Source organism: Mobilicoccus massiliensis (assembly GCF_000826525.2).
Classification (GTDB): domain Bacteria; phylum Actinomycetota; class Actinomycetes; order Actinomycetales; family Dermatophilaceae; genus Mobilicoccus; species Mobilicoccus massiliensis.
This window is the reverse complement of record NZ_LN651331.1, coordinates 229,704-246,383: the sequence shown is the minus strand read 5'-3', so window position 1 is coordinate 246,383 and position 16,680 is coordinate 229,704. Positions and strand designations below refer to the sequence as shown.

Sequence of the window (16,680 nt, the reverse complement as noted above, 5' to 3'; positions counted from 1 at the left end):
GTCGAAAACCCTGCTAGGTTAGCGTTGCCTCAGTAAGGCACCCCTAATTTCCCTGATAGGAGTCCTCGATGCGTCGCGTCGCCCCTGCCGTGCTCTCCACGGCCCTCGCCCTCACTCTCGCCGGCTGTGGTTCGGCCGCTTCAGGTGGGGGCGGGACGGAGCAGGCCGCCCGCGCCGCCCAGTCGCCGTCGGCCCGCCCCGCCACGATCACGGTCGAGGCGAACAACGGCAAGGTCGAGGTCCCCACCGACCCCCAGCGCGTCGTCGCCCTCGACAACTCCTCGTTCGAGACCCTCAAGGCCTTCGGCATCACCCCCGTCGCCGCCCCCAAGCAGCTCCTGCCCGAGAACCTCAAGGAGTGGGCGGACGACGGCGACATCCTCGACGTCGGCACCCACCGCGAGCCAAAGCTGGAGGTCGTCGCCCAGGCGCAGCCGGACCTCATCGTCGGCGGCAAGCGGTTCCAGAAGGTCACGGCGAACCTGCAGAAGGTCGCGCCGGTGATCGACCTGGCCCCCAGCACCGAGAAGGCCGGCTACGTCGACGCCCTGAAGAAGCAGACCCGCACCCTCGGCGAGATCTTCGGCAAGCAGGCCGAGGCGAACAAGCTCGTGGCCGACCTCGACGCGGCCGTCGCCGCCGCAGCCGAGAAGAGCAACGGACAGACCGCGTTCCTGGCCAACCACAACGGCGGCAAGATCGACAACGGCGCCGGCCGCATCGGCGTGCTCCTGCAGCCGTTGAAGGTCACCGACGTCTTCGGCACCGCGGCGAACAACGAGTCGGTCCACCAGGACTCCGGCCTCGCGCCCGAGACCGTCGCACAGAAGAACCCCGACCTCATGATCGTCATGGATCGCGACGCGGCCGTCTCCTCCACCCGTGACACCGCCACCCCGGCGAGCCAGACCGTGGCCGCCCAGAAGGCCTGGAGCGACACGACGTTCATGAAGAACGACGCGATCGTCTACCTCGCCGACAACTTCTACGTCACCGAGGGCATCCAGGCCTACACCGACGCCTACACCAAGATCGCCGACGCCCTCGGGGTATCCGCGGGCGCCACCTCCTGATGACCACCGGCACCACCATCCGAGAGCGGCCGGATTCGTCCCCGGCCGCTCTCGGCCGTCCCCGGCGGGCGCACGTCCCATTGCTGCTCGCCGCGCTGTGCGTCGCGGCCGTCGTGCTCACCCTCGCGTCCCTGTTCGTCGGCGGTTACGACATCCGCGTCACCGAGTTGCTGCACGACCAGGATCAGGCGCGGATGTTCCTCATCTCACGCATCCCCCGCACCCTCGCCCTCATCTTCGCGGCGACCGCCATGAGTGTCTCGGGCGTCATCATGCAGATGATCACGCAGAACCGGTTCGTCGAACCCACGACCGCCGGCACCAGCGACTGGGCCGGTCTCGGGATCCTGCTCACCCTCATCCTCTGGCCGGCCGCGCCGGTGATGGCACGGATGGTCCTCGCGAGCATCTGCGCGTTCGTCGGCACGATGGTCTTCCTCGCGATCCTGCGGCGCATCGCCGTTCGCAACTCCATCGTCGTCCCGCTCGCGGGCATCATGCTCGGCGCCGTCGTAGGGGCGATCTCGACGTTCCTCGCCGGGCGGTTCGACCTGCTCCAGTCGATGTCGGCGTGGCGATCGGGTGGCTTCAGCTCCATCGTCGAGGGCTTCTACGAGCCCCTCTGGGCCGTGGCCGCCATCACCCTCGCCGCGTGGATCGCGGCCGACCGGTTCACCGTCGCCGGTCTCGGTGAGGAGACCTCGACCAACCTGGGCGTGAACTACCACGCGGTCGTCCTCCTCGGCACCGCCCTGGTGGCCCTCGCCACCGGCATCACGTCGGTCGTCGTGGGCTTCATCCCCTTCCTCGGGCTCGTCGTCCCCAACCTCGTGTCGATGCTCCTCGGTGACGACCTGCGTCGGAACCTGCCCTGGGTTGCCCTCACCGGCACCGTCCTCCTGCTGATCTGCGACCTCGTGGGCCGCACGATCGTCGCCCCGATGGAGATCCCGGCGTCGGTGATCCTCGGGGTCGTCGGCGCCGTCGTCTTCGTCGCCATCGTCGTGAGGAGCCGCTCTCGTGTCAGCGCCTGAGACGACCGCCACCAGGCCGCTGGTGCGCGCTCCCCTGGACCGCCGCGACCGCGCAGCCCGCCCGTGGCTGCGGATCCTCATCGCGTGGTCCCTCGCCGTGGCCGCCCTGTCGGCCTACCTGTTCGCCTTCGTCGTCGGACCGGTGGAGTTCGCCTTCTCGCTGCGCTTTCCCACGGCCGGCGCGATCCTCGTCGCGGCGTTCACGCAGGCGCTGGCGACGGTGCTGTTCCACACGGTGACCGACAACCGCATCCTGACCCCGTCGATCATGGGGTTCGACAGCCTGTTCGTGCTGTTGCAGACGGTGCTCGTCACCCTGTTCGGCGGTCTCGTCCTCACCGAACTCGAGGGCATCCCCATGCTGCTCGCGCAGACGGCGGTGATGGTGCTCTTCGCGGTGCTCCTCTACCGGTGGCTGTTCTCGGGGACGTTCGGCAGCATGCACGTGCTGCTGCTGGTCGGCGTCGTCATCGGCATGGCGTTTCGCAGTGCTTCGACGTTCCTCGAACGCCTTCTCCACCCGACCGACTACGACCTGCTGTCCGTGGAGCTGTTCGGCCGCATCACCGACGTCGACGCGAGCTACCTGCCGCTCGCCTTCGCCGTCTGCCTCGTCGCCGGGGTCGTCGCCTGGCGCCGGCGTCACATCCTCGACGCGTTGCTCCTCGGACGGGACGCCGCCCTCGGCATCGGGATCGACCATCGGCGAGAGATGACCGCGGCTCTCGTCCTCATCGCGGTCCTCGTCTCGTTCTCGACGGCACTCGTCGGACCGCTCACGTTCTTCGGCTTCGTCATCGCCACCCTGGCCTACCAGCTGACCGGCACCTACCGCCACGCCGCCGTCGTACCGATGGCCACCGCCCTGGGCGTGATCGCCCTCGCCGGCGGCCAATTCCTGCTCCAGCACGTGTTCTACGCCGCCGGGTTCCTCACGACGATCATCGAGTTCGTCGGCGGCATCTGCTTCCTGTACCTCCTGCTTCGAAGGAGAAGCCTGTGATCCGCTTCGACGACGTCACCAAGACCTACGGCGACCTCACCGTTCTCGGCCCCGTCTCGGGCGAGATCCGCGCCGGCGGTGTCACCTCGCTCGTCGGTTCGAACGGCGCAGGCAAGTCGACGCTGCTGACGATCATCGGTCGCCTGTTGCAGCCCACCTCGGGCCGCATCGAGGTCGGCGGGCTGGACGTCGCCAACGCCTCCCGCCGGGAACTGGCCCGCACCCTCGCGATCCTGCGGCAGGAGAACCACCTCACGGCCCGCCTGCGCGTCGAGGAGCTCGTCACGTTCGGACGCTTCCCCCACACCGGCGGCCGCGCCACCCTGCAGGACCGCGAGCACGTCCAGCGTGCGCTGGAGTTCCTCGACCTCGTGCCCTTCCGCGATCGGTTCCTCGACCAGTTGTCCGGTGGTCAACGTCAGCGCGCCTTCGTCGCGATGACGATCGCCCAGGACACCGACTACCTGCTGCTCGACGAGCCGCTGAACAATCTCGATCTGGCGCACGCCGCCAACATGATGCGGCTGGTGCGGCGCGCAGCGGACGAACTCGGCAAGACCGTCGTCATGGTCGTCCACGACATCAACGTCGCCGCGGCGTACTCCGACCGGATCATCGCCCTGCGCGACGGGCGCATCGTCGCCGACGGGGGCCCTGCCGAGATCATGACCTCGGCGACCCTGGCCGACGTCTTCGGGCTGCACATCGACGTGCACGAGATCGACGGTCAACTCGTCGCGATGCACCACACCGGTGTGCCCCTGTCGGTCGTCGCCTGAGAGCCGTGCCGGGCCCGGCGGGTGAGCAAGCGGCCCCGGGACTCCGTGAGGAGTCCCGGGGCCGCGTCGGTGCGTCGCGTCAGTGCGTCACCGGCCGACCAGCGACCGCAACACGTACTGCAGGATGCCGTCGTTGAGGTAGTACTCGCGCTCTCCGGGGGTGTCGATACGCACGGCCGCGTCGAACTCGACCGTCTCGCCGCCGTCCTTCGTGGCGGTGACGTGCACGCTCTTGACCTTCTCGGAGTTGAGCTTCTCGATTCCCGAGATGTCGAAGGTCTCGGTGCCGTCGAGGCCGAGGGAGTCGGCGTTCTCACCCTCGGGGAACTGCAGCGGCAGGACGCCCATCCCGATGAGGTTGGAGCGGTGGATGCGCTCGTAGCTCTCGGCGATGACGGCCTTGACCCCGAGCAGTCGGGTGCCCTTGGCGGCCCAGTCGCGCGAGGAGCCGGAGCCGTACTCCTTGCCCGCGAGGACGATGAGCGGGGTGCCGGCCTCCGCGTAGTTCATCGCGGCGTCGTAGATGCTGCTCTGCTCACCGCCGTTGGTGAAGTCGCGCGTGAACCCGCCCTCGACGCCGTCGAGGAGCTGGTTCTTCAGGCGGATGTTGGCGAACGTGCCACGCACCATGACCTCGTGGTTGCCGCGGCGCGACCCGTAGGAGTTGAAGTCCTTGCGGTCGACGCCGTGCTCGGCGAGGTACTTTCCGGCGGGGCTGTCGGCCTTGATCGAGCCCGCCGGGCTGATGTGGTCGGTGGTCACCGAGTCACCCAGCTTGGCCAGCACACGCGCACCCGAGATGTCCTCTACCGGCGTGAGCTCCATCGACATGCCCTCGAAGTACGGGGGCTTGCGCACGTACGTCGACTGAGCATCCCACTCGAACGTGTTGCCCGACGGGGTGTCGAGGGTCTTCCACCGCTCGTCACCGGCGAACACGTCGGCGTACTGCTCGACGAACATGTCGCGGTTGATCGAGGAGTCGATCGTCGCCTGAACGCTCTCGGCGCTGGGCCAGATGTCCTTGAGGAAGACGTCGTTGCCCTCGGAGTCCTGCCCGAGCGCCTCGGTCTCGAAGTCGAAGTCCATCGTGCCCGCGAGCGCGTAGGCGATGACCAGCGGCGGGCTCGCCAGGTAGTTCATCTTGACGTCGGGGTTGATGCGACCCTCGAAGTTGCGGTTGCCCGAGAGCACCGAGACGACGGCGAGGTCGTTGTCGTTGACGGCCTTGGAGACGTCCTCCGGCAGCGGGCCGGAGTTGCCGATGCACGTGGTGCAGCCGTAGCCGACGAGGTGGTAGCCGAGGTTCTCCAGCGCCGGCCAGAGACCCGCCTTCTCGTAGTAGTCGGTGACGACCTTCGAGCCGGGCGCCATCGACGTCTTGACCCACGGCTTGACCTCGAGCCCCTTCTCGGAGGCGTTCTTGGCGAGCAGGCCGGCGGCGAGCATGACCGAGGGGTTGGACGTGTTGGTGCAGCTCGTGATCGAGGCGATCGCGACGTCGCCGTGGTCGACCTCGAAGCTCTGGCCGTCGCGGGTGACGGTGACGGGGTTGGTCGCCCGGTCGATGCCCTTGCGCAGCGGGGGCGAGAGCACCGGCGCACCGTCGGCCTCGGAGACGTCGAACACGTCGTGCGAGGGGGCGTCGGAGGCCGGGAAGGACTCCATGAGCTCGGTGTCGACGCTGCTCTTGTCGATGCCGTTGCCGTCGATGACGTAGTTCTTGAGGTCGGCGGCGAACTGGGCCTTGGACTCCGAGAGCAGGATGCGGTCCTGCGGGCGCTTGGGCCCGGCGATGCTCGGGACGACCGTGGACAGGTCGAGCTCGAGCTGCTCGGAGAAGCGGATCTGCGCGCTCGGGTCGAGCCACATGCCCTGCTCCTTGGCGTACGCCTCGACGAGCGCGACCTGCTCGTCGCTGCGGCCGGTGAGGCGCAGGTAGTCCAGGGTGACGTCGTCGATGGGGAAGATCGCGCAGGTGGAGCCGAACTCCGGGCTCATGTTGCCGATCGTGGCGCGGTTGGCCAGCGGGATCGAGGCGACGCCCTCGCCGTGGAACTCGACGAACTTGCCGACGACCCCGTGCTTGCGCAGCATCTGGGTGATCGTGAGCACGACGTCGGTCGCGGTGACGCCCGAGGGGATCTCGCCGGTGAGCTTGAAGCCGACGACGCGCGGGATGAGCATCGAGACGGGCTGGCCGAGCATCGCGGCCTCGGCCTCGATGCCGCCGACGCCCCAGCCGAGCACACCGAGGCCGTTCTCCATCGTCGTGTGCGAGTCGGTGCCGATGCACGTGTCGGGGTAGGCCGTGGTCACCCCGTCCTGCTCGCGCGACATGACGACGCGGGCGAGGTGCTCGATGTTGACCTGGTGGACGATGCCGGTGCCCGGGGGGACGACCTTGAAGTCGTCGAACGCGCCCTGGCCCCAGCGCAGGAACTGGTAGCGCTCCTTGTTGCGCTGGTATTCGTACTCGACGTTCTTCTCGAACGCGTCGCGGCGGCCGAAGACGTCGATCTGCACGGAGTGGTCGATGACGAGCTCGGCCGGCGAGAGGGGGTTGACCTTCTCGGCGTCACCGCCGAGCTCCGCGGCGGCCTCACGCATGGTCGCGAGGTCGACGATGCAGGGCACACCGGTGAAGTCCTGCATGATGACGCGCGCGGGCGTGAACTGGATCTCGGTGTCGGGATCGGCCGTCTCGTCCCACCCACCGAGGGCGCGGATGTGCTCCTCGGTGATGTTGGCGCCGTCCTCCGTGCGAAGGAGGTTCTCGAGGAGGACCTTGAGGCTGTACGGGAGGGTCTGGCTGCCCTCGACCTTGTCGATCCGGAAGATGTCGTACTCGCGCCCGCCGACGGCGAGAGTGCTCTTGGCCTTGAAGGTGTCCTGGCTCACCTGTGCTCCTTCGCGTTGAGTCCTACGCGCAATGCGTGACAGGTGTCTCGTCGAGAGCGGCGCCGGAGCGCGAAGTCTCTCGACATCGAGACAACTGCCTCTATTCAACCACACGGGCGTGCGCGACCGCGTGCGGCACACGTCCGATCCTCTCGCAGTTCCCTGCCGTTCGCCGCCGAACTCGCCGTCGGGTTGCGGCGGCCGGCCGTGGCCCGCGAACGGACCGCACACCAGGCGCGCCGTTCAGCGCCGTTCAGCGTCGTGCGGGCTCGAGCAGGGCGATGGTCTCGACGTGATGGGTCATGGGGAACGCGTCGAAGCCGGTGATGTCGGTGGCGACGTACCCGTGCTCGGCCGCCGTCGCGAGGTCGCGGGCGAGGGCGGCGGGGTCGCAGGCGACGTACGCGATCGCGCGCGGGCCCATCGCGCAGAGGTCGGTGACGACCTCCGCCCCGGCTCCGACCCGGGGTGGGTCGAGGACGACGAGGTCGACCTCGTCACCGCCCTCGACGAGCGGGGCGAGCGCGGTGCCGACCGCGTCGTGTCGGACCTCGAGCTGTTCGAGGTCGGCCGCGTCGGCGGCGAGCGAGGTGCACGCCCGTTCGTCGCCCTCGACCGCGAGCACCGCGCCCTCGGGCCCGACCGCGTCGGCGATCGCCCGCGCGAACAGGCCGACACCCGCGTAGAGGTCGAGCGCACGCTCCCCCGGGCGCGGCGCGAGCAGGTCGAGCACGTGGTCGACGAAGGTCGCGGCCGCTCCCGGGTGCACCTGCCAGAAGCCGCGGGCGTGGACCTCGAACTCGCCGGCCCAGCGCTCACCCTCGACGCGTTCGACGACGAACTGCTCGGCCGCCGGTACGCCGTCGACCTCCACCTCGATCTCGTCGTCGGTGGGGATCGGCACGAGCACGGCCTCCCCCACCGACGGTGCGATGACGTCGACCGCACGCATGCCCGGCCACTCCTCGGCGAGCACGCCCGTGCCGACGACCCCCGGCGTGGCGATGGGGCAGTCGGCGAGAGGGATGACGTCGTGGCTGCGCTGGGGCCTCAGCCCGGCCCGGCCCTGTTCGTCCACGGCGAACTCGACTCGCGTGCGCCACCTCAGGCCGTCCTCGTCGCCGGGGACGGGCCGCACCTCGACCCGCCGATCGAGACCGGCGAGGCGGGCGAGCTGCGTCTCGACGACGTGCGCCTTGAGCTCGCGCTGGTACGGCAGGGCGACGTGCTGGAAGTCGCAACCCCCGCACCCTCCCGGTCCCGAGACCGGGCACCGCGGCTCGACCCGGTGCTCGGAGGCCCGCAGCACCTCCACGGCGTCGGCGAAGACGAACCGGTCGCCCTCGCGGCCCTTGGTGACGACGATCCGCACCCGCTCACCCGGCAGGCCGTGGCGCACGAACACGACCTGGCCCTCGACCCGGCCCACGGCGTGGCCCCCGTGCGCGATGTCGGTGAGGTCGACCTCCGACTCGGCGCCGACGAGCGACTCCTTCGGGCGGCCGCGTCGCGATTCCGAACCGCCCCTGGGCTCCCTCGCTGCGCTCATCGCCGCCCCCGTCCCGGCCCGCGGACCGACGAGGTCGAGGACCGACCGCCGGTGAACCACTCCTCGGCCCCCTCGGAGGACCGCAACTGCCACGGGACGCTGACCACCATCACCCCGGGAGTGAACAGCAGGGCCGCCTTGAGCCGCAAGGCGCTCTGGTTGTGCAGCACCTGCTCCCACCAGTGCCCGACGACGTACTCGGGGACGTAGACGGTGACGACGTCCCGGGGGCTCGAGCGGCGGATCGACTTGACGTAGTCCACGACCGGCCGCGTGATCTCGCGGTACGGCGAGTCGAGGACCTTGAGCGGCACGGGGATGTCGAGATCGTCCCATTCCGCGATGAGGTCGTCGGTGCGATCGGGCTCGACGGCGACCGTGAGCGCCTCCAGCACCGACGGGCGGCAGGCCCGCGCGTAGGCGAGGGCCCGCATCGTCGGCTTGTGGATCTTGCTCACGAGCACGACGGCGTGCACGTGCGAGGGCAGCGCTCGCTCCTGGCCCCGGTCCGCGGAGAGCTCCAGCTCCTCCGACACCCGCCGATAGTGCTTGTCGATCGCGAGCATGATGAAGAACAACACGACCATCGCCGCGATCGCGAAGCCGGCGCCGCGCACGAACTTGGTCGCGAGCACGACGAGCAGCACGGTGCCCGACATCGCGGCACCCACCAGGTTGATGACCCGCGAGCGGTACACCCGACCGCGCTCACGCGGGTCGACGACGTCGTCGAGGTACCGGTTCCAGTGCCGCACCATGCCGATCTGGCTCAGGGTGAACGAGACGAACACCCCGACGATGTAGAGCTGGATGAGCTTGGTGACCTCGGCGTCGTACAGGAAGATCAGCAGCATCGCCGACCCGGCGAGGATGAGGATGCCGTTGCTGAACGCGAGCCGGTCTCCCCGCTGGGAGAGCTGGCGGGGCAGGAACCCGTCCTTGGCCAGCACCGACGCGAGCACCGGGAACCCGTTGAACGCCGTGTTGGCCGCGAGGATGAGGATGACGCCCGTGCACACCGCGATGACGACGACGCCCAGGGGGAAGTTGTCGAACACGGTGTGGGCGAGTTGCCCGATGATCGTCTCCTGCACGTAGTCCGCGCCCACCGGCCGGCCGTTCTCGAAGAGCTGCGTGGCCGGGTCCTCGGCGAACTGCACGCCGGTGCGCCGTGCGAGCGCGATGATCGACAGGAGCATGACGACCGAGATCGTCCCCATCATCACCAGCGTCGTCGCGGCGTTGCGGCTCTTGGGACGTTCGAACGCCGGCACGCCGTTGCTGATGGCCTCGACGCCGGTGAGGGCCGCGCACCCCGAGGAGAAGGCCCGCAGCAGCAGGAACACGAACGCGATGCCGGTGAGCATCTCGTAACCGGGCTCGGGGCGCAGCTCGAAGTGGGCGCTCGGTGCCTCGGGCAGGGTGCCCATCGCCGCACGCACGTTGCCCCACAGGGCCATGCCGATGATGCCGATCATGAACGCGTAGGTGGGCACCGCGAACGCGGAACCCGACTCGCGCACCCCGCGCAGGTTCATCGCGGTGAGCAGCGCGACGAGTGCGAGCGCCACCCACACCTCGTGCCCCCGCAGGAACGGCATCGCCGCGGCCGCGTTCTGCACGCCCGAGCTCACCGACACCGCCACGGTGAGGACGTAGTCGACGAGCAGCGCACTCGCGACCGTCACCCCCGCCTTGGGACCGAGGTTGACCGTCGCGACCTCGTAATCGCCGCCGCCCGACGGATAGGCGTGGACGTTCTGCCGGTAGGAGGCCACGACGACGACCATGACGAACACGACGCCCAGGCCGATCTGCCAGGAGTGCATCGCGGCGAACGCCCCGCCGGCCAGGGCGAGCGTCAGGAAGATCTCGTCGGGAGCGTAGGCGACCGACGACAACGCGTCGCTCGCGAAGACCGGGAGCGCGATCCGCTTCGGTAGGAGCGTCTCCCCCAGGCGGTCGCTGCGCATGGCGCGGCCGACGACGAGGCGCTTGAGGGCGCGGGTCAGATCTGACACGGGCAACAATGTAGGCCCGACGGGCGCATCCGCGTGCACCGGTGAGCCGCAGTCGTCGTAGCGTGGCCTCGTGCACTTCGTCATCATGGGCTGCGGCCGCGTGGGGGCCGCCCTCGCCGGCAGCCTCGAGGCCCGCGGCCACGACGTCGCGGTCATCGACCGCGACAAGGACGCCTTCCGCCGCCTCGGCCCCGACTTCCAGGGCCGACGCGTCACCGGCGTCGGATTCGACCGCGACACCCTCGTGCGCTCCGGCATCGAGAACGCGTACGCCTTCGCGGCGGTGAGCAGCGGCGACAACTCGAACATCCTCGCCGCGCGCGTCGCCCGCGAGACCTACGGCGTCGACAACGTCGTCGCCCGCATCTACGACCCAGGCCGCGCCGAGGTCTTCCAGCGTCTCGGTATCCCCACCGTCGGCACCGTGCGATGGACCTCCGATCGCATCATGCGCCGGCTGCTGCCCATCGGCGCCGTCCCCCAGTACACCGACCCCACCGGGCGCGTCGTGCTCGCCGAGGTGCCCGCGCACGCCCAGTGGATCGGTCACCGCATGGCCGAGATGGAGCAGCGCAGCGGGGCGCGCATCGCCTATTACACCCGGCTCGACCAGGGCCACATCCCCGGGCCGGACACCGTCTTCCAGGAGCTCGACGTGCTCCACGTCATCTGCGAGTCCGAGGCCCTGCACGCCGTCGAGAACGTCCTGCTCGAGCCCCCGGCCGAGCGCGACTGACGGCCCGAACCGCCCGACTCGAAAGGACACCCATGCGCGTCGTCATCGCCGGAGCCGGCAGCGTCGGCCGGTCCATTGCCCGCGAGCTCATCGCGAGCGGTCACGAGGTGCTGCTCATCGACAGCGACGCCGCCGACGTGCAGTCCTCCCGGGTGCCGGATGCCTCCTGGCTGCTCGCCGACGCCTGTGAGCTCACCTCCCTCGAGGAGGCGGGGCTGGAGAACTGCGACGTCGTCGTGGCCGCCACCGGCGACGACAAGGCCAACCTCGTCGTGTCGCTCCTCGCCAAGACCGAGTTCGGGGTGCCCCGCACGGTTGCCCGCGTCAACAACCCCAAGAACGAGTGGATGTTCGACTCCGCCTGGGGGGTCGACGTCGCGGTCTCGACCCCGCGTCTCATGACCGCCCTCATCGAGGAGGCCGTGAGCGTCGGCGATCTCGTGCGGATCTTCGAGTTCCAGCAGTCGCAGGCGGTACTGGTCGAACTCACCCTCCCCGAGGGCAGCCCGTGGGCGACCTACCGGGCGGGCGACGTGCCGTGGCCCGCCGACACCGTGCTCACGTGTCTCGTGCGCCAACAGCGGGCCATCGCTCCCAGCACCGACGACGTGCTCGAGGTGGGCGACGAACTCATCCTCGTCACCGCCACCGACCGGGAACACGAGCTCGAACGCCTGCTCAACCCCCACGCGCCCGAGCCGAAGGACGACGACGAGGAGTGAGCCGACGGCGAGAGGATCGTCGTCCGGTCGCAAGCCGAGACGCGCGCGACGGTGCCCGCCGCCGCAGTCGTCTCGGTCGCCTCAGTCGGTGGGAAGGAGCTCGTACCGCGGGTTGAACATCGTGCGCACCCCCGCGCGGTACGTGATGCGGCCCTGCACGCGCAGATGGACGCCGGGACGGATCCCCGGGATCGCGCGGCGGCCGAGCCACACGACGTCGAGCGCGCCCGTGCCGTCGTAGAGCGAGACGACGAGTTCGAGGGGACCGACCGACGCCGGCGGGTGGGTGAGCGAGCGCACGACCCCGCCGACGTCGACCGACTCCCGGTCGGGAGCCTGCGCGATGGAGGTCGCGCCGAGCGCGTGACGGCGCTGCTCCAACTCCTGCGCGTCGTCGCTGCCGGGGCTGGACCAGTGACGCAACCGGTCGACGAACTCCATCTCGGCTCCCCCTCCGGGCGGCGAACGAGCGGTCAGCGGATCTCGGTGATCTCCGGGCCACGCGTGAAGGGATCGAGGTCGGAGGCGCTGCGCCCCGGGTCGCCATCGGTTTCGGAGGCCGAGTCGTCGTTCGGCAACGTCAGCGGCAGCAGCTCGCGCGGACCCATCGGCTCGTCCCCGCGGTCGACGACGAGGTGGGTGAAGAGCTCGCGCAGCGGCGCGGCGGCGGCGGGATCGACCGCGGCCCGGCCGCTGAGGACACCGCGGAGGAACCAGCGCGGGCCGTCGACGCCGACGAAGCGCATGACGCCGCTGCCGGTCTCGACGACGAGCTCGGTGCCGAACTCGCCCGTCTCCTCGGTGGCCGACGATCCCTGGGCGCGCAGCCCCTCGGCGATCTCGTCGCGGATCTCGTCCCAGATACCCGCCGAGCGGGGGGCGGCGAAGGCCTGCAACTGCAAGGCCGAGTCACCGCGCACGACCTGGACCGCGGTGACGAGACTCTGGCTCTGATCCATCTCGAAGGTCAGCATCATGCCCTCGACCGCCGGCAACCAGATCGCGCCCAGGCGCAGGTAGCCCTCGTCGGAGGTCACGTCACGCGCATCTCGGGGGCTGTGCTCGGGCGCGGGGCGCGACTCGAGTGTGCCGTCACCCGACGCGTCGGTCGTGTCGGCCGGGGTGGCGCCAGCCCCGGAGTCTGCACCGGCGCCGGGTGCGGTGGACTCGGCTGTGGGCGCGTCCTGCTGGGCGTCGTCCTGTGACGACTTCGCGCCCTTGCCGCGGCGGAACCAGGCCATGTCTACTCCTCGCGTCGTGTGCGGGCCGGTGGGCCCTCGACGGCGGAACGGCCCGTCGTCGGGCCGAATCCACCACTGTCGCCGTGTCCAGTGTCACCCCTGGGGGTGTCGGAAAGCACATCGGCCTCGACGAACTCCACTCGCGGCACCCGGGCGAACAGCAGTTGGGCGATGCGGTCGCCGCGGCGGACGTCGAAGGTCTCGTCGGGATCGAGGTTGACGAGGTCGACCTTGATCTCGCCTCGATAACCCGCGTCGATCGTGCCGGGTGCGTTGAGCACCGTGATGCCGTGCCGCGCGGCGAGTCCGGAGCGCGGATGCACGAGCCCCACCCACCCCTCGGGAATCTCGAGGGCGATGCCGGTCGGTACCAGCACACGGCGTCCGGGTGGGATCGTCGCGTCCTGCGCCGCGTGCAGGTCGACCGCGGCGTCACCCGGATGGGCCCGGCGGGGCATCGGCAGATCCGCCGCGAGCCGCCGCAGGCGCACCTGCAGCGGCTCGTCGTCGCGTCGGCTCGTCGGTGGCTCGGCTCGCGTCATCGGCGGGTCAGCTCGCGCATTCCTTGCAGACCGGCAGGCCGTTGACCTCCTTGGCCAACTGGCTGCGGTGGTGCACGAGGAAGCAACGCGAGCACGTGAACTCGTCGGCCTGCTTGGGCACGACGCGCACGGAGTACTCCTCGCCGGACAGGTCGGCGCCCGGCAGTTCGAAGCTCTCGGCCTGCTCGGCCTCGTCGACGTCGACGCTGGAGGCCGACTTGTCTACACGCCGCGACTTCAGCTCCTCGATGGAGTCCTCACCGAGCTCGTCGTCGTCGGTCTTGCGTGGGGCGTCGTAGTCAGTGGCCATCCGGCTCGTCTCTCCTCAAGGTGTCTGCTTCGCCGGCCCTGCTCGAGGGCCGTATCGGACCAACGCACGGACACGCGCAACGATTCCGACGCCGGGGATTCTGCACCATCGGCGGCTCCGGAGCACACCCACCGCCCCGACGAGTTTCTCGTGGCTCGGTGGCCCGGGCCCGAACACCTGTGGTACCCGCGCACCTGGACGAGTGACCAGGAGGCGGGCGGGCGGCCCCGGGCACGGCGTTACGCTCTCGCGCGAGATGTCACCGAGTCGTCATCCACAGGACACCTCGCGATTCTCGACGACGCCGAGAAGCGTTTACGCTCATCGTGGACGACCGTCCGTCACGTCCCCGGCGCCGCCGGCGGACCAGCCGAGAACTCCCGCAGGAGGTGGGTCATGACCGAGCTTCAGACACAGATCGTTCACCGGGCGACCGAGGCGCTGGCATCGTTGCAGCGTGCCGAGGAGAACGACGAGCAGCACCTCGTCCACGTTCACACCGGTGAACTGGAATCGTTGGCCCGCACGGCCCACGACCACGACCTCGACGTTCCCCAGCTGCGTCCCTTCGTGCCGCAGGTGGCCTGACCTCGAGAGGCGGCCGCCGCCGCGCGGCCCGAGGGTCGGTCACGATCGCTCCATCACGGGCGGGCATCCGGATCATCCGGGTGCCCGCCCGTGCGTTCGCCTCTTCGTTCGCCTCGGTGTTGCCACCGCATCGGCACGCGTTCTCGACCGGGACCTTGGTCCCGGCCGACCTCACGCCCGGGGGGTGCCCTCGCGGACGATGTCGACGACGCCGTCGACCAGAGCAGCGAGTTCTGCGTACACGCCAGGCCCGGCGGCGATGACGCAGTCGGTCGACGGCGGTTCTCCCTGCGCGCCGGTCAGCGTGCCGCCGGCCTCGGTGACGACGAGCCAACCGGCGGCCATGTCCCAGGGGTTGATCCCCATCTCGTAGTAGCCGTCCACGCGCCCCGCCGCGACGTGGCAGAGGTCGAGGGCGGCCGAGCCGCCGCGTCGGATGTCACGGATGTGGGAGACGATCTCGGCGAGCGCGAGCGCCTGACGCCGGCGCTTGGCCGCGTCGTAGCCGAAGCCGGTGGCGACCAGGCTGGTCGCGAGATCGGTGGCCTCGCTCACCGCGAGTCCGGTCTCGGTGCCGTCGGCCCTTCGGGTGTGTGCGCCGCCCCCGAGGCGGGCGTGGTGGACGACCCCGGCGACCGCGTCGGCGACCGCCCCGACGATCGGACGCCATCGCCCCGGCACGGTGGGGTCGCCCTCGACGAGGGCCACCGACACGGCGTACTGGGGGTAGCCGTAGAGGTAGTTGACGGTGCCGTCGATGGGGTCGACGACCCAGGTCAGACGCCCCTCCCCGGGCCCGGAGTCCGAGGGGGCCTCCGGTGCGGCGGCGTCCTCCTCACCGAAGAACGCGTCCTGGGGCCGGGCCTCGCGCAAGCGGCGGGCGATGAGCTCCTGGCTGCGGGAGTCCATGACCGTGACGATGTCGACGTCGGAGGACTTCGTCGTCACTTCGAGCTCGACGGCCCGGCGGTCGACGACGAACCGGGCGGCCTCCGCGGCGACGTCGACCGCGAGGGCCTCCAGCCGTGCGAGCTCGGCGTCGTCGGGAACGAGCGGCGTGGGGTTCTCGGTCATCGGGACTCCTCGCAGAGCGCGGGGCGCTCGCCCCGCAGGTTGGGACAACAGCCGGGTGCGCACACCGACGGCAACGGCTCCTCCGACACGCTCACGGGCGTGACGACCTCGCCGCGGGCCTCACGAGCCCGCTCCTCGAGGAGGTCGACGAGCCCCCGCACGAAGCGCGGATCGTCCTGCACCGTGGGGACACGCGTGAACGCGAGGCCGAGTTCGGCGGCGATGCCGGCGGCCTCGGTGTCGAGGTCGTGGACGACCTCCATGTGGTCGGCGACGAACCCGATCGGGCTGACGACGACGCCGTCGACGCCGTCCGCCGACAGCGCGCGCAGGTGGTCGCCGATGTCGGGCTCGAGCCACGGCTGCCGCGGTGGGCCCGAGCGCGAGCAGTACACGAGGCTGTGCTCGATCGGAGCGATCTCGCGGACGCGTGCCATGACCTGCTCGACCACCTCGGCGTGGCGGTGGAGATAGGCCCCGCCGTGCGGGCCGGAGGTGCGTTCCATCTCCACCGGGATGGAGTGGGTGACGAACGCGAGGTGCGGGCGGCTCGGACCGTGCTCGGCGAGGAACGCCCGCAGCGTCGCCACCGTGCGGTCGGCGGCGGCCTCGACGAACCCCGGGTGATCGGAGTACGGCCGCACCTTGTCGATGCGCAGGCCGGAGCCCACACCGGACTGCGGGTCGGCCTCGGCCGCGATCTCCCCCACGGCCTCCGCGAGGTCCTCGCGGTACTGACGGCACCCGGAGTACGACGGATACGCGCTGGTCACCACGACGACGATGCGACGCGCGCCCGCCTCGCGGAGAGCGTCGACGGTGAACGGCGCGGCGTGGCGGTTGCCCCAGAGGACGGGCACCGACTCTCCGCGGGCCGCCAGTTCGTTCTTCAGGGCGGCGATGAGCCGGCGGTTCTCGTCGTTGATCGGGCTCACGCCACCGCGCATGTCGTAGTGATGGGCGACCTCGGCGAGGCGGGAATCGGGGATCCCCCGCCCACCGGTGACGTGCCGCAGGAAGGGCATGACGTCCTCCGGGCTCTCGGGGCCTCCGAAGGACAGGACCATCACGGCGTCGTAGGGCGCGAGCGTGCTCACGATCCTCCTC

The 16,680-nt window shown here is 70.2% G+C and carries 16 protein-coding genes; 7 read left to right on the top strand and 9 right to left on the bottom strand.

The features are described from left to right. The first annotated feature begins 68 nt into the window (after positions 1-68). The 4 genes from BN1197_RS14025 to BN1197_RS14010 are packed head-to-tail and all read left to right on the top strand — an operon-like array spanning position 69 to position 3,889. Positions 69-1,073, top strand: a complete 1,005-nt coding sequence (locus BN1197_RS14025; protein WP_040160712.1) for an ABC transporter substrate-binding protein — start codon at positions 69-71, stop codon at positions 1,071-1,073. Continuing rightward, positions 1,073-2,107: an ABC transporter permease gene (locus BN1197_RS14020; RefSeq protein WP_082043923.1), complete on the top strand. Its 1,035-nt coding sequence runs from the start codon at positions 1,073-1,075 to the stop codon at positions 2,105-2,107. The genes BN1197_RS14025 and BN1197_RS14020 overlap by 1 nt, the downstream gene beginning before the upstream one ends. Beyond that, positions 2,094-3,110 carry an iron chelate uptake ABC transporter family permease subunit gene (locus BN1197_RS14015; protein WP_245851951.1) on the top strand — a complete coding sequence of 339 codons (1,017 nt, stop codon included), beginning with the start codon at positions 2,094-2,096 and terminating at the stop codon, positions 3,108-3,110. The genes BN1197_RS14020 and BN1197_RS14015 overlap by 14 nt, the downstream gene beginning before the upstream one ends. Beyond that, complete coding sequence (locus BN1197_RS14010) at positions 3,107-3,889, top strand: iron ABC transporter ATP-binding protein (RefSeq protein WP_040160709.1); 783 nt, start codon at positions 3,107-3,109, stop codon at positions 3,887-3,889. The genes BN1197_RS14015 and BN1197_RS14010 overlap by 4 nt, the downstream gene beginning before the upstream one ends. Positions 3,890-3,976: 87 nt before the next feature. Here BN1197_RS14010 and BN1197_RS14005 read toward each other — a convergent pair whose 3' ends face one another. The 3 genes from BN1197_RS14005 to BN1197_RS13995 all read right to left on the bottom strand — a co-directional run bounded on the left by BN1197_RS14005 (position 3,977) and on the right by BN1197_RS13995 (position 10,360). Next, positions 3,977-6,790 carry an aconitate hydratase gene (locus BN1197_RS14005; RefSeq protein WP_040160708.1) on the bottom strand — a complete coding sequence of 938 codons (2,814 nt, stop codon included), beginning with the start codon at positions 6,788-6,790 and terminating at the stop codon, positions 3,977-3,979. Between the two features lie 253 nt (positions 6,791-7,043). Continuing rightward, entirely contained in the window at positions 7,044-8,339 is a 1,296-nt protein-coding gene (locus BN1197_RS14000; protein WP_040161394.1) for a class I SAM-dependent RNA methyltransferase, read from the bottom strand. After that, entirely contained in the window at positions 8,336-10,360 is a 2,025-nt protein-coding gene (locus BN1197_RS13995; RefSeq protein ID WP_040160706.1) for an APC family permease, read from the bottom strand. The genes BN1197_RS14000 and BN1197_RS13995 overlap by 4 nt, the downstream gene beginning before the upstream one ends. A gap of 70 nt (positions 10,361-10,430) precedes the next feature. Here BN1197_RS13995 and BN1197_RS13990 point away from each other — a divergent pair, with 70 nt between their 5' ends. Together BN1197_RS13990 and BN1197_RS13985 are read left to right on the top strand one after the other, a co-directional pair. After that, positions 10,431-11,096 (top strand): potassium channel family protein, encoded by a 666-nt coding sequence (locus BN1197_RS13990; protein ID WP_040160704.1) that lies wholly within the window; start codon positions 10,431-10,433, stop codon positions 11,094-11,096. Positions 11,097-11,128: 32 nt separating this feature from the next. Beyond that, positions 11,129-11,818, top strand: coding sequence for a potassium channel family protein (locus tag BN1197_RS13985; protein WP_040160702.1), 690 nt, complete (start codon positions 11,129-11,131; stop codon positions 11,816-11,818). An 81-nt stretch (positions 11,819-11,899) separates the two neighbouring features. Here the strand turns inward: BN1197_RS13985 and BN1197_RS13980 are convergent, their stop codons facing one another. The 4 genes from BN1197_RS13980 to BN1197_RS13965 are packed head-to-tail and all read right to left on the bottom strand — an operon-like array spanning position 11,900 to position 13,911. Next, on the bottom strand, positions 11,900-12,259 hold the full coding sequence (locus BN1197_RS13980) for an OB-fold nucleic acid binding domain-containing protein (RefSeq protein WP_040160700.1): 360 nt from the start codon (positions 12,257-12,259) through the stop codon (positions 11,900-11,902). 32 nt (positions 12,260-12,291) lie between these two features. After that, positions 12,292-13,059, bottom strand: a complete 768-nt coding sequence (locus tag BN1197_RS13975) for a DUF3710 domain-containing protein (protein ID WP_040160698.1) — start codon at positions 13,057-13,059, stop codon at positions 12,292-12,294. A gap of 2 nt (positions 13,060-13,061) precedes the next feature. Next, on the bottom strand, positions 13,062-13,601 hold the full coding sequence (gene dut, locus BN1197_RS13970; RefSeq protein ID WP_052466763.1) for a dUTP diphosphatase: 540 nt from the start codon (positions 13,599-13,601) through the stop codon (positions 13,062-13,064). A 7-nt stretch (positions 13,602-13,608) separates the two neighbouring features. Continuing rightward, a complete protein-coding gene (locus BN1197_RS13965; protein ID WP_040160696.1) occupies positions 13,609-13,911 on the bottom strand; it encodes a DUF4193 domain-containing protein in 303 nt (100 codons plus the stop codon). A 396-nt stretch (positions 13,912-14,307) separates the two neighbouring features. On the opposite strand from BN1197_RS13965, the gene BN1197_RS13960 reads away from it, so the two are divergent. Beyond that, positions 14,308-14,499: a hypothetical protein gene (locus BN1197_RS13960; RefSeq protein ID WP_040160694.1), complete on the top strand. Its 192-nt coding sequence runs from the start codon at positions 14,308-14,310 to the stop codon at positions 14,497-14,499. Positions 14,500-14,670: 171 nt separating this feature from the next. Here BN1197_RS13960 and BN1197_RS13955 read toward each other — a convergent pair whose 3' ends face one another. Further along, positions 14,671-15,573, bottom strand: a complete 903-nt coding sequence (locus BN1197_RS13955) for an inositol monophosphatase family protein (protein ID WP_040160692.1) — start codon at positions 15,571-15,573, stop codon at positions 14,671-14,673. Then, entirely contained in the window at positions 15,570-16,670 is a 1,101-nt protein-coding gene (locus tag BN1197_RS13950; protein WP_245851950.1) for a ferrochelatase, read from the bottom strand. The genes BN1197_RS13955 and BN1197_RS13950 overlap by 4 nt, the downstream gene beginning before the upstream one ends. Between the last annotated feature and the right edge of the window lie 10 nt (positions 16,671-16,680).

Excerpts from the sequence above, each read along its gene's own strand:
- BN1197_RS13985 (WP_040160702.1), top strand. The coding sequence starts at position 11,129 with ATGCGCGTCGTCATCGCCGGAGCCGGCAGCGTCGGCCGGTCCATTGCC.
- BN1197_RS14020 (WP_082043923.1), top strand. The coding sequence starts at position 1,073 with ATGACCACCGGCACCACCATCCGAGAGCGGCCGGATTCGTCCCCGGCC.
- BN1197_RS13965 (WP_040160696.1), bottom strand. The coding sequence starts at position 13,911 with ATGGCCACTGACTACGACGCCCCACGCAAGACCGACGACGACGAGCTC.
- BN1197_RS13960 (WP_040160694.1), top strand. The coding sequence starts at position 14,308 with ATGACCGAGCTTCAGACACAGATCGTTCACCGGGCGACCGAGGCGCTG.
- BN1197_RS13980 (WP_040160700.1), bottom strand. The coding sequence starts at position 12,259 with ATGGAGTTCGTCGACCGGTTGCGTCACTGGTCCAGCCCCGGCAGCGAC.
- BN1197_RS14000 (WP_040161394.1), bottom strand. The coding sequence starts at position 8,339 with ATGAGCGCAGCGAGGGAGCCCAGGGGCGGTTCGGAATCGCGACGCGGC.
- BN1197_RS13955 (WP_040160692.1), bottom strand. The coding sequence starts at position 15,573 with ATGACCGAGAACCCCACGCCGCTCGTTCCCGACGACGCCGAGCTCGCA.
- dut (WP_052466763.1), bottom strand. The coding sequence starts at position 13,601 with ATGACGCGAGCCGAGCCACCGACGAGCCGACGCGACGACGAGCCGCTG.
- BN1197_RS14025 (WP_040160712.1), top strand. The coding sequence starts at position 69 with ATGCGTCGCGTCGCCCCTGCCGTGCTCTCCACGGCCCTCGCCCTCACT.
- BN1197_RS13975 (WP_040160698.1), bottom strand. The coding sequence starts at position 13,059 with ATGGCCTGGTTCCGCCGCGGCAAGGGCGCGAAGTCGTCACAGGACGAC.